The organism is Flavobacterium sasangense DSM 21067, assembly GCF_000686885.1.
Taxonomy (GTDB): Bacteria; Bacteroidota; Bacteroidia; order Flavobacteriales; family Flavobacteriaceae; genus Flavobacterium; species Flavobacterium sasangense.
In genome coordinates this window covers 141,092-154,020 of sequence record NZ_JMLU01000004.1, presented here as the reverse complement: position 1 = coordinate 154,020, position 12,929 = coordinate 141,092, and the positions used below count along the sequence as shown (strand labels likewise).

Here is a 12,929-nt window from a genome sequence, read left to right as displayed (position 1 = left end):
TCCAAAGTAAAAAGCTAAAAGTAAAAAGTATATTTAAAAGAAATCCTGAGACTTTGTCTTGGGATTTTTTCTTTGGTATCATTTTTGTATTTTTACCAACAAATCAAGGCTATGAAAATCAAATTATCATTTTTCTTTCTTCTTTTCTCTTTGTTCTCATTAGGGCAAGTGCCGCATTGTGGCTTTGATTTTACCTCCTATTTAGTAGTAAAAGCACATGAAGAAGGAAAATCAGATAATATTCCCGATTTGAAAATTACATTGGTCAACGAAAAAGGAGAAGAAGTTATCAACGAGAACAATAAATACAGTTGGAAATACGGCAATCAAGCTTTAGTTTTTACTCGAAATCACCTAATCAGTAAACCAAACGAATCTGAAAAATGGTTTTTTCCTTATGCTGGAGATACTTATTTGCTTTCGGTAACGAATACTTTTCCTGCGGAAGAATTTTATATTAAAATTGAAGATACTAAAGGAAAGTTCAAAGCTCAATTAGTGCAATTACAAGCTTTTAATATGTATATTTTGTGCTCGAGTGAAAACGAACGCCAAGCCAGAACTTTCGGACCAAGAAGTAATAATCCAATTGAAGTGATTTTGGAAAAAAAGTAATAGATTATGGCAAATTCTGCAGAAGTAAAATTTCAAAATCATTTTAAGTTAAATGTCTTATTCAAAGATTATATATTTTTTGAAAATTTGTTACTTGAGAATAATATAGACTTCTATCATAATAGTAATGAAAACTCTGATATTAGTGATGGAACTCTATTTTTTTTGTTGGATAAAGATAGAGTCATTATTGATCAACTACTTATTGATAATGAAATTATTGCAAGTACCGAAACTATTTTAATGCCAGATTATCGAGAAGAAAGAAAAGTTCAAAAATTTCATTTTTTAGTTTATTTGATAGTCGTTGCTTTACTGATTTTGGTCATATTTATTGTTGATTTGTTTAAATAAAAAAAACACCGCAATAGGGTGTTTTTATTTAATTAATCGATTTAATCTTTAGCATTTTCTTTCCGCCTGGTAAATCCCATTCGATTTCGTCGTTTTCTTTAAATCCAATTACAGCAATGCTCAAAGTGGCTAAAACAGAAACTTTTTGTTCTTTAATGTTTGCCATTGAAGGCAATATGATTTGAAATTTCATTTCTCTTTTTGTTTCTAAATCTTCAATGATTACAATGGAATTGATTTTGATGAATTTTTCTATCACATCTTTCTCTTTGTGAATGGTACCTCGTTCCAATTCTTGTTTTAAAAGTAATAGATCTTTTGAATTGGAAACATTAATATTACTTTTAATCATTTCGGTTAAAAGATTAAAATCATGTTTTGTAAAGTTTGGTATTGGTTTCATATTACTTTAATTTAAGAATATTGTTTCTTTATCTAGTGTTTTGCCTTTGGTTTCTGGATTTGTGAAATAAATTTCCTTGAAGTTTAAATTGGTATTATAATTTACTCTTCTAAAGAACGTATCAGGCGTTATCTGTTCAGGTGATTCAAATCCGCAGGCTCCAATGAATTCGGCTACCGCTTTCAAAGTATTTTTATGAAAATTCGCTACACGAACGCGTTTATCGGTGATATCTAAACCTTTGTAAAGTGATTTGTCTTGTGTTGCTATACCAACTGGACATTTTCCGCTATCGCATTGTAAGGCTTGAATACAACCTAAGGCAAACATCATTCCGCGAGCGCTGTAACAAGCATCGGCTCCTAAAGACATGTTTTTAGCAATATCAAAAGCGGATATGATTTTTCCTGAAGCTAGAATTTTAATTTCGCTTCTCAAGCCATAATCTACTAACGATTTGTGAGCAAATACAAGTGCATCGGATAAAGCCATTCCCATGTAATCAATGAATTCTAGTGGAGCAGCTCCTGTTCCTCCTTCAGCACCGTCAATGGTAATGAAATCAGGAAGGATGTTAGTGTTTAACATTGCCTCTATGATTTCAGTAAATTCTTCTTTTTTTCCAATACAAATCTTAAATCCAACTGGTTTTCCATTAGATAAGTTTCTCAATTTCTGTATGAAATATAATAACTCAGTAGCATTTGAAAACGCTGTATGTGCTGATGGTGAATGAACGGTTTTGTGCGGTTCTAAGGCTCTAATTCGTGCGATTTCTGGTGTGTTTTTTTCGGCTGGAAGTAAACCACCGTGACCAGGTTTAGCTCCTTGCGAAAGTTTAATTTCAATCATTTTCACTTCTTTTAAATTGGCTTTTTCAACAAAAAGAGCCTCATTGAAATGTCCTTTTCCATCTCTACAACCAAAATATCCTGTTCCAATTTGCCAAATCAAGTCGCCTCCTTTTAAATGGTAATCACTGATTCCGCCTTCTCCTGTATTGTGAGCGAAATTCCCCATTTTAGCTCCTTCATTTAGAGAAGAAATGGCAGTTTTACTCAAAGCACCATAACTCATCGCACTAATATTGAAAATACTAGCACTATATGGCTTTGAACATTGCGAATTTCCAATGTTTACTCGGAATTGACTGAAGTCGTTCTTTTTAGGATAAATCGAATGCGCAGCCCATTCATAACCAATTCTTTTAGGTTCGTCTTGCATGCCAAACGAAATAGTTTGCTTTTGGTTCTTCGCTCTTTGATACACGATGGAACGTTGTCTTCTGTTAAAAGGCTTTCCGTCCAATTCACCTTCAAAAAAGTATTGGCGAAATTCAGGACGAACCGATTCAAAAAGATAACGTAAACGTCCTACCAATGGATAATTTCTTCGTACCGAATGCTTAGATTGAAAGCTGTCGATAGTTACTAGAACAAGCATTAATAAAGGAGCAGATAGAAAAATCGGATGCACTTTATAGTAGGCAACCAAAAAAAGAGTTCCCATCATAAATGATAACGTGATTATCCAAATTATATGGCGCGCATATAATTTTCCCAAAAGTTTTTTTTGCGACATGATACTAGAATTAAAATAAATAATGATTACAGAAGATACTTCTGAAATGAATAGAGAATGTTGTATGTAAAAATCCTCCGTCTGAGAATTAGGAATAGGATAGACGGAGGCCTAATTGATAAAGGCCTTGCTGTGTGTAAATGCTACTACTTTTGTAATAGTATTTGAAATTAAAGTGATATTTGAAACTTGGTATTTCAAAATGAAAGAATTTAATTTGAGTACAAAGTTAAGTAAACTAATGAGATAAAAAAATTACTTCCACTTAATATTACACCCAATACTCGGCTTCTGTTCCGGATTAATTAATCGATTCATAACCACACCATCAATAGCGCTGCGTAAATCAGAACCACTTAAGGGAATTCCATTGGCTGGTCGGCTATCGTCTAATTGTCCTCGGTAAACTAACTTATTTTGGTTGTCGAAAAGATAAAAATCAGGCGTACAAGCCGCATCGTAAGCTTTGGCTACTCCTTGTGTTTCATCATATAAATATGGAAATTCAAATCCGTTTTCAAAGGCAAATTCGGTCATTAATTCTGGTGCATCTTGCGGATATTTAACTACATTGTTACTCGAAATCGCCACAAAACCAATTCCCTGCACGCGATAATCATTCACCACTTTAAGCACTTCTTCCATCACATGATGCACAAATGGACAATGATTGCAAATGAACATTACCACCGTTCCTTTTTCACCTTTGCAATCAGCTAACGTTTTAAAATCGGTAGCGTTGGTGTCTTTCAAATTGAAATCAGGAGCAATTGTGCCTAATGGTAACATGTTGGAAGGAGTTTGAGCCATTTTGAAATTAGAATTTAGAGGTTAGAATTTAGAAATTAGAAGTTTAGTCTTTTCACTTTTTACTTTTCACTTCGTTAATTATACGCACTAAATCTTTTATTGTTACAAAATGCGTCAATACTTTTTTTTAGGATTCCATTTTCTTACTTTTGTACCACAACACAACACACTATGTATAAAAGCTTCATTCGTCCGTTACTTTTCTGTTTCGATCCAGAAAAAGTGCATTATTTTACCTTTTCATTCATTCGTTTTCTGAATAAAATTCCTGGTTTTTCTTCTTTATTTCAATCGCTTTACGAAGTAAAAGATGTTCGTTTAGAGCGCGAAGTTTTCGGAATTAAATTCAAAAATCCAGTTGGTTTAGCAGCTGGGTTTGATAAAGATGCGAAGTTATATCAAGAGTTATCGAATTTCGGCTTCGGATTTATTGAAATTGGAACATTAACGCCAGTCGGACAAGAAGGGAACCCTAAAAAACGTTTGTTCCGCCTAAAAGAAGACAATGCGATTATCAACCGAATGGGTTTCAATAATGGTGGTGTAAAAGAAGCCGTTGAACGTTTGAAAAAGAATAAAGGCGTTTTAATTGGTGGAAACATCGGGAAGAATAAAGTCACTCCAAACGAAGAAGCGGTTAAGGATTACGAAATCTGTTTTGAAGCTTTGTTTCCGTATGTGGATTATTTTGTGGTGAATGTGAGTTCGCCAAATACACCGAATCTTCGCGAATTACAAGATAAAAAACCTTTGACCGAGTTGTTGCAAACGCTACAAGATCAAAATAAGGCAAAATCAAAACAAAAACCAATTTTACTAAAAATTGCTCCCGATTTAACTGATGAGCAACTTTTAGACATCATTGATATCGTAAACGAAACTAAAATTGCAGGTGTAATTGCTACCAATACGACGATTTCTCGCGAAGGTTTGCAATCAGAAAACAAATCAGAAATGGGCGGTTTGTCTGGAAAACCATTAACGAAACGCTCTACAGAAGTGATTCGTTTTCTTTCGGAAAAAAGTAATAAGTCGTTCCCAATCATTGGAGTAGGAGGAATTCACACCGCAGAAGATGCGATTGAAAAATTAAATGCTGGTGCTAGTTTGGTGCAATTGTACACTGGATTTATTTACGAAGGACCAGCTTTAGTGAAAGCAATCAACAAAAAGATTTTGGAAAACAGCTAAAATTTCTATCTTTGAAGCTATGAACGAAATCAAAATTATCGAGTGTCCGCGCGATGCCATGCAAGGCATTAAGCCGTTTATTCCTACCGAAAAAAAGGTAAAATACATCCAATCATTATTGCGTGTAGGCTTTGATACTATTGATTTTGGAAGTTTTGTTTCGCCAAAAGCGATTCCGCAAATGCAAGATACTGTTGAGGTTTTGGCTCAATTGGATTTGTCTGCTTCCAACAGTAAATTATTAGCCATTATCGCCAATACACAAGGCGCTCAAAATGCTTCGGTTCATAAGGAAATTCAATATTTAGGTTTTCCTTTTTCGATTTCGGAGAATTTTCAAATGCGAAATACGCACAAAACTATCGCTGAAAGTTTGGTTACTTTACAAGAAATTTTAGAAATCGCTGATAAATCGAATAAAGAAGTCGTGACCTACATTTCAATGGGTTTTGGAAATCCGTATGGAGATCCATGGAATGTTGAAATTGTGGGCGAATGGACCGAAAAATTAGCGAATATGGGTGTTAAAATTCTATCGCTTTCCGATACCGTTGGAAGTTCCACTCCAGAAGTAATTGATTATTTGTTTTCTAATTTGATTCCGAAATATCCAAACATCGAATTTGGCGCCCATCTTCACACTACGCCAGACAAATGGTTTGAAAAAATTGATGCAGCTTATAATGCAGGTTGTCGTCGTTATGATGGCGCGATTCAAGGTTTTGGTGGTTGTCCAATGGCAAAAGACGATTTAACAGGAAACATGCCTACGGAAAAATTGTTGTCGTACTTCACTACAAAAAGAGAAAATACGAATACGAGTCCAATGAGTTTTGAAAGTGCTTATAATGAAGCGACTAAACTATTTGGTGAATTTCATTAATTCGATTTTCTTCGTTTAAAGGCTTTATAAATTTCTATCCAAAGTACTGAAATACTTCCCACTAAAACGCATAATCCTATTTGGGAACCACTTACCATTTCAAACAAGAAGAAGTTGGAAAATGCAGGGATAAACAATATTAATACTGTCAGTAAAATGGTTACTCCAATGATTAATCCTACCAAATTATTTTTGTACTGAATCGTTTTGAAAATAGAATAATAAAACGAACGATTCGCTAAGGTTAATACAATATTGGAAGTAATTAATGTTAGGAAAATTAAGGTTCTAGTGCCGTTTTCGGACATGTTTTCTCCAATAGCGTATTGATAAATGTACAGTAATCCTAATGTAATGACTAATCCTTGAATGATGCTTATCAATACTTCTTTTAAGTTAAAGAAAGTCGTTGTTAGCGGTCTTGGTTTTTGTAGCATCAGATTGTCTTCCATCGGTTCGTTTTCGTATATGATGGAGCAAGTTGGGCCCATAATAATTTCCAAGAAAATAATGTGAACTGGAGAAAAAATATTTGGATACATCCAACCCAAAGCCAACGGAATAAACACAATTAATATAATCGGAATATGAATAGAAATGATGTATTGAATCGCTTTTTTAAGGTTGAGGTAAATTTTTCTTCCCATAGCAATAGCATCCGTCATTCGCTCGAAATTATCGTCTACAAGAATTAAGTTGGCAGCTTGTTTGGCAATTTCGGTACCTTTTTTACCCATCGCAATTCCGATGTGTGCTGATTTTAAAGCAGGTCCGTCATTTACGCCATCGCCTGTCATGGCTACGATTTGATTGTTAGCTTTTAAAGCTTTGATGATTCTTAGTTTAGCTTCTGGAAACATTCTAGTGAAAATCGCAGTTTCCATTACTTTTTCCTTCAAAGTCGCTTCATCCATTGCCATTAATTCGTCGCCATTCAATACTTTATCAGCATTTTTAAACCCGACTTGTTTTGCGATGGTAGAAGTAGTTTCAGCATTATCGCCTGTTACAATTTTTACTTGAATTCCAGCTTTGTAAAACGTTTCGAAAACCGCTTGAATGTTATGTTTTGGTGGATCATAAAACGCTACCAATCCTTTAAAATGAAACTTTAATTCTTGTTGGGCTGCTGGATAATCCGTTCCTTCAAAGTCAGAAACACCCACGCCTAAAACTCGGAATCCTTTTTGCATCATGGTTTTCATCGCCTCAAAAATCTGATTTTTTTCAGTTTCAGTTAAATGACTAACAGCGATTAAAGCTTCAGGAGCGCCTTTCGCTGCAATGATTTTTTTACCCGATTCGTTTTCGAAAATGTGTGTCATCATTGGTGGTTTTCCACTTAACGGATATTCGTGAACCATTTTAAAATGAGGTCGTTCGTCTTCGCTTTCAAAATTAGAATACGCTTCATGTATCGCAATTTCCATCGCATCAAACGGAATTGGTTCACTCGACCACATGGCATAATTTATGATTTCTTCGGCTTCAGGATTTAGTTTTTGTGTAGTTGCTACTATTGAATTGGAATTAAAAAGATACAATTCGGCTAAACTCATTCGATTTTCGGTAATTGTTCCGGTTTTGTCGGTGCAAATTACGGTGGCGCTTCCTAAGGTTTCTACTGTTTTGGTTTGCTTGGTAATGATTCCCATTTTCATCAAACGCCAAGCTCCTAATGCCATAAACGTAGTGAAAGCGACTGGAATTTCCTCTGGGATAACGCTCATTGCTAAGGTTAACGCTTTTAATAAACTATCTAAAACTAATCCAGAGTTGTAGTAATTAATCGCCCAAACAATAGCAAATATGACCAAACCTATAATTGACATTTTAGTAACGAAATTCCCTATTTGAATTTGCAAAGGCGTTTTTTCTTCTTCAATCGCATTCAAACTCGAACCAATTTTCCCTAATTGCGTTTTATCTCCAATAGCCGTTACTTCGCAAATAGCAAGTCCAGAAGCTACAATTGTGCCTTGAAAAACTTGTTTGTCTTCGGATTCATTGGATTTGAAAATTGATAAAGATTCACCAGTTAAAATTGATTCGTTCACCGAAAAATCGTTGGAAGAGAGAATGATTCCGTCAGCAGGAATGAAGGCGCCTTCTTCTAATTGAACACAATCACCAATTACAATTTCCTCGGTTGGAATTTCGATTAATTGACTGTTTCTAATGACTTTACATTTCGGTTGGGTTAGTTTTTTTAAGGCTTCAATCGCATTACGACTTCTAGATTCTTGAAAAACCGAAATCGCCATTACAAATACAATTGCAAAAGCCATAAAAATACCATCACCATAATCTCCCGTTATGAAATAGATACTGGTAGCAGTTAGTAATAAAAGAAACATGGGTTCTTTTACGATATCTAAAATGGAATTCAGAAAATGGTTTTTTTTCTGATGTTCAACGGAGTTGGTTCCGAATTTTTTTGCGGATTCTACTACTTCTAAATCGTTTAGGCCTGTACTTATTTTTTTAGAATCGCTCATTGGGAATGAAAAATTAATATGCAAGTTACATAATTTATTCTTAAAAGAAATAGATTATTTGGCTAAGTTTTACTATATTTGCACGCAATTTAACAACAACTACAAATTGCACCATGAAAGCACACACAACTAAAATCGTTGGCGAAGGTCTTACTTACGACGATGTTTTGCTTATTCCAAATTATTCAGAAATTTTACCACGCGAAGTTAGTATTCAATCGAAGTTTTCGAGAAATATTACGTTGAATGTTCCTATCGTTTCCGCAGCAATGGATACGGTTACCGAAAGTTCTATGGCAATTGCTATGGCACAAGAAGGTGGAATTGGCGTGTTACACAAGAACATGACGATTGAGCAACAAGCAGCTAAAGTAAAGAAAGTTAAACGTGCAGAAAGCGGTATGATTATCGATCCAGTAACGTTGCCTTTAACTGCAACTGTTGGAGATGCTAAAATGGCGATGAAAGAATTTAGCATTGGCGGAATTCCAGTAGTTGATGAAAACGGAATTTTAAAAGGAATTGTAACGAATAGAGATTTACGTTTCGAAAAAGTAAATTCACGTTCGATTTTAGAAGTAATGACTTCTGAAAAATTAGTAACAGCTGCTCAAGGAACCACTTTGCAAGAAGCAGAAGGAATTTTACAAGAGAACAAAATTGAAAAATTACCAGTAGTTGACAACAATAATAAATTAGTTGGTTTAATTACGTTTAGAGATATTACCAAATTAACACAAAAACCAATTGCCAATAAAGATAAATTCGGTCGTTTGCGTGTTGCTGCAGCTTTAGGAGTTACAGCAGATGCCGTTGAAAGAGCAACAGCATTAGTAAACGCTGGAGTTGATGCTGTAATCATTGATACGGCTCACGGACATACAAAAGGTGTTGTGGATGTATTAAAAGCAGTAAAAGCAAAATTTCCTGAATTAGATGTAGTTGTAGGGAACATTGCAACTCCAGAAGCAGCTTTATACTTAGCTCAAAATGGAGCTGATGCGGTGAAAGTTGGAATTGGTCCAGGTTCGATTTGTACAACGCGAGTTGTGGCTGGAGTTGGATTTCCACAATTTTCAGCAGTTTTGGAAGTAGCTGCGGCTTTAAAAGGAACTGGAGTTCCCGTTATTGCTGATGGGGGAATTCGTTACACGGGAGACATTCCAAAAGCAATTGCTGCGGGTGCTGATTGTGTGATGTTAGGTTCGTTATTAGCAGGAACAAAAGAATCTCCAGGAGAAACTATTATTTTTGAAGGAAGAAAATTCAAATCTTACCGTGGAATGGGTTCTGTGGAGGCGATGCAAGAAGGTTCAAAAGACCGTTATTTCCAAGATGTAGAAGACGATGTTAAGAAATTAGTTCCAGAAGGAATCGTAGGTCGTGTACCATATAAAGGAGAATTGAACGAAAGCATGCAACAATTCATAGGTGGTTTAAGAGCTGGAATGGGATATTGTGGTGCAAAAGACATTGCTACATTACAAGAAAACAGCCGTTTCATTAGAATTACAGCAAGTGGTATTGGCGAAAGTCACCCACACAATGTAACGATTACGAAAGAAGCTCCGAATTATTCGAGATAAAAAAGTGTTCAGTGCTCAGTGAGTAGTGTTCAGTGAAATAGAAACCTGATAGTTTATAAGCTATCAGGTTTTTTATTTTGCTCCAAACAATTGTACTGCATAAATTTTCTTGTTTTCCCAATCGATGCTAAAACTGATTTCAGTATAAAAGTATTGATGATCTAAAATATTTTTCAAATGATTGGGTGATTTCTTCCACAGATTGAACATTTTTAAGGCTAAAGCATCTAAGTCGGCTTCAGAGTAAATTTGGTCTTTAATTCCTGTAAATAATAAGTTTTCACCAACCAGAACAAACGAATTTCCGCCATAAAAATACACGCGTTCTTTTGGACTTTGCTTTTTAGCATCAGTCTGTTCGTGCGATAAGGTTTGAGCTTTTGCAATGTATTTAGCATGGTCATCCGCTGCTTTTTTCAAATAAGCATCCAAACCAAGAACTTTTCTGTCGTTATTAGAGCGTTCTTCGTTTACTAATTGATATACTTTTGTTTTCAGTTTTTCTAAATCAATTTTGTTTTGATTTTGACTGAAACTTAAAGAAGAAAGTAGGAGTAGGAATAGGGTGATTTGGGTTTTCATGTTAGTTGGAGATTTTTCTATGATAACTCTTTTTAACTAAAGATTATTGCATTTTTTACAGAAATCTGATTTAATTTGTTCGTTTCTTAAAAGATTGAAGTTTTCTTTTTGCCATTCGCACCATTCTTTTTTATTCAATTGATAGACTTTGTTTAAAATTTGTTGATTCGTTTTTACATCGTTTTCATCAAAGAAAAGAGTAACAGTTTGTGCTAATAATAATGCTTCTTCTTTTGAAAATGTAGGCTTATTCATTTCGGCTTTGAGTAAAGCAATACTATAACTATAAACGCTCCAATGATTGACAAACAAAGCCAAATTAATTCTATCTTCTTTCGTTTTTATGTTCGATTTAAAACTCATGTAAACTCTATCGAAATAACGATTGATGTTCTTGTAATCATTAATATGATTGCTATAATAAAGTAAAATGTAATCGAAATTGGATTGGAGTTTTTTATTTTCTTTAAACGTTATGAACTTGTTTTCTATTGACGCTGGCTTACTAACATTGGTTAATTTAGAAATATTAACATCCCATTTTTCAAGTAATTCACTATTGATTCTGCAATAAAGAATTAGTAAATTTAATTGTGCATTTTTTGGTAGGGAATCAAATTTTTCTAACCAAATTTTAAGAAATTGTGTCGTTTTAAAGTAGTTATTTTCAAAATTTTTACAGATTACAGCAGTAGCATTTTGAACTAATTTAGGATTTGTTTGAATTTCATTAAAAACCATTTCATCAAAAATACTCGAACTATATTCTAAAGTATACAATTTTGAAAGCGCCAAATTCGCCTTTTTATAATCCTTATCATAAATAGCAGTTCTTAGATTTAAGTCATATAAAGAGTTTAAATAATCTTCATTTGACAATGAATCTTTATTGATTTCTCCATAATAATTAACAACTAATTTAGAAACTCTTTGGTCATTTAGATACGTTTCAAAATCTTTATTTTTTAGATTTATGTACTCTCTAATTTCATTTTTGGGTTTACTTGCTAAATATTCCATGTTTTCCATAGCTAATTGAATGTAGCATTTTTCCCAATTTTCTTCGGCAATAACTAAAGAAGGTTTCATTTTTATATTCAAAGAATCTCTTGCGAATTTTTCAATAGCAATTGCTCTATCGTTATGTAATTTTTTGTTCGAAATTTCATTTCCTTCGATGGAACTGTAACTGTAAATTTGAGTTGAATGTACTTTGTTATAACTTTTAAAGTAAAATTCATTTTTTGATTTGATTTTATTTTTATCAAATTCAAATAAAATTTCATCGGTGAACAAAATGCCTTTGTTGCTCAAACTTGCATCATTTGTTACTTCAATGATTGGTTCTAAAGGAAATAAATCAATAGTTTTTGATTTAATTTTTAAAGGCACAACATATTCGCAAGCACAATTATCAAAAATCAAAATTACATTAGCGACAATTTCTTTTCCGATAAGATGATTGGGAACTTTTCCAACTTTAGTGATTAACTTGTATTCGTTTTGAGCGGTGTTGTTTTTTAATAATTCTTCTCTGTAAATAGGTTCTGACATAACTCCATCATAAATTGGAGAAACGTCAAAAGTGTTTGGTTTGCTGCAGCTCATTTGTTCTTTTTCAACAAAATCAATTGCAATTCCATCTTTCGGTTCAGAAAACATCAATTCAAATTTCTGTTTATCATGATAATAAAGAATGACATTTTCGCCCTCTATTTCAATACTATTTCCAATATGTAATTTTGTTCCAAAATCAATCGGTCTACATTTTTTATTCTTTTCTTCAACTCCAAATGCATTTTCAGATAATTGATTTGGGATTTCAATTCCTTTTATTCCAAAAACCTGAGTGGCATAGATTCTTTTTCTTTTAGTATCGATGAAAAAACCTAAATCCGCTGCATCAAAATCTTTATTAATTATGTTTTTGTAATGTGGTGGTGAATTTTTCCATTGGTTGAAAATAGTTTGTGCTAATTTATCTAAGTCTTTATTACTATATTTTTCTCGTTTAATAGAAGTGAATAAGATGTTTTCTCCAATTCCACTAAATTTTTTACCACCATAAAAGATTACTCGGTCACTTGGGTTCTTCTTTTTTGCATCTTTCTGTTCGTGAGATAAAAAGCCTAATTTTTGTAAATACAAACTATGGTCTTCAGCTGCCTTAAGAAGAAAAGTGTCTTTTTCGAATTCTTTTAATTTTAGATATTTCCTGTGATTGTTTATTAAAATAGTAACTTTTGAATTCAACTTTTCAAAGTCGATTTCAACTTCTTGTTGAGAGAAAATTGAAATGGAAAATAGAAAAGATACAAAAAGAAAAAATTTACTCATAGATTTTGGTTTGATATCTAAATTAATGACAACTTTCATGCCAAAAAAAACCAAGAGATTCCTTCGGAATGACAAACGTTGCGGATAAC

11 protein-coding genes are annotated in these 12,929 nt (G+C 33.5%); 5 read left to right on the top strand and 6 right to left on the bottom strand.

Annotated elements, in window-relative coordinates; genetic code table 11:
- Positions 1-111: 111 nt before the first annotated feature.
- Positions 112-615, top strand: coding sequence for a hypothetical protein (locus tag BP92_RS0105085; protein ID WP_026725059.1), 504 nt, complete (start codon positions 112-114; stop codon positions 613-615).
- A 6-nt stretch (positions 616-621) separates the two neighbouring features.
- A complete protein-coding gene (locus BP92_RS0105080) occupies positions 622-969 on the top strand; it encodes a hypothetical protein (protein ID WP_026725058.1) in 348 nt (115 codons plus the stop codon).
- Positions 970-997: 28 nt separating this feature from the next.
- Here the strand turns inward: BP92_RS0105080 and BP92_RS0105075 are convergent, their stop codons facing one another.
- The 3 genes from BP92_RS0105075 to BP92_RS0105065 form a co-directional block, all read right to left on the bottom strand.
- Positions 998-1,372, bottom strand: a complete 375-nt coding sequence (locus BP92_RS0105075; RefSeq protein ID WP_026725057.1) for a GreA/GreB family elongation factor — start codon at positions 1,370-1,372, stop codon at positions 998-1,000.
- Positions 1,373-1,378: 6 nt separating this feature from the next.
- Positions 1,379-2,953 (bottom strand): FMN-binding glutamate synthase family protein, encoded by a 1,575-nt coding sequence (locus BP92_RS15815; protein ID WP_084329653.1) that lies wholly within the window; start codon positions 2,951-2,953, stop codon positions 1,379-1,381.
- Between the two features lie 255 nt (positions 2,954-3,208).
- Entirely contained in the window at positions 3,209-3,763 is a 555-nt protein-coding gene (locus BP92_RS0105065) for a thioredoxin family protein (protein ID WP_026725056.1), read from the bottom strand.
- Positions 3,764-3,934: 171 nt separating this feature from the next.
- Between BP92_RS0105065 and BP92_RS0105060 the strand changes: the two genes are divergently transcribed.
- Positions 3,935-4,954 (top strand): quinone-dependent dihydroorotate dehydrogenase, encoded by a 1,020-nt coding sequence (locus BP92_RS0105060; protein ID WP_026725055.1) that lies wholly within the window; start codon positions 3,935-3,937, stop codon positions 4,952-4,954.
- A gap of 19 nt (positions 4,955-4,973) precedes the next feature.
- Positions 4,974-5,837: a hydroxymethylglutaryl-CoA lyase gene (locus BP92_RS0105055; RefSeq protein WP_026725054.1), complete on the top strand. Its 864-nt coding sequence runs from the start codon at positions 4,974-4,976 to the stop codon at positions 5,835-5,837.
- Here the strand turns inward: BP92_RS0105055 and BP92_RS0105050 are convergent.
- Entirely contained in the window at positions 5,834-8,335 is a 2,502-nt protein-coding gene (locus BP92_RS0105050; RefSeq protein WP_026725053.1) for a cation-translocating P-type ATPase, read from the bottom strand. The genes BP92_RS0105055 and BP92_RS0105050 overlap by 4 nt on opposite strands.
- 113 nt (positions 8,336-8,448) lie before the next feature.
- Here BP92_RS0105050 and guaB point away from each other — a divergent pair, with 113 nt between their 5' ends.
- The gene (guaB, locus tag BP92_RS0105045; protein ID WP_026725052.1) at positions 8,449-9,921 is read left to right on the top strand and encodes an IMP dehydrogenase; all 1,473 of its coding nucleotides are present in this window, start codon (positions 8,449-8,451) and stop codon (positions 9,919-9,921) included.
- 72 nt (positions 9,922-9,993) lie between these two features.
- Here guaB and BP92_RS0105040 read toward each other — a convergent pair whose 3' ends face one another.
- Entirely contained in the window at positions 9,994-10,503 is a 510-nt protein-coding gene (locus tag BP92_RS0105040; RefSeq protein ID WP_026725051.1) for a CAP domain-containing protein, read from the bottom strand.
- Positions 10,504-10,539: 36 nt separating this feature from the next.
- The gene (locus BP92_RS16675; RefSeq protein WP_160169117.1) at positions 10,540-12,840 is read right to left on the bottom strand and encodes a CAP domain-containing protein; all 2,301 of its coding nucleotides are present in this window, start codon (positions 12,838-12,840) and stop codon (positions 10,540-10,542) included.
- Between the last annotated feature and the right edge of the window lie 89 nt (positions 12,841-12,929).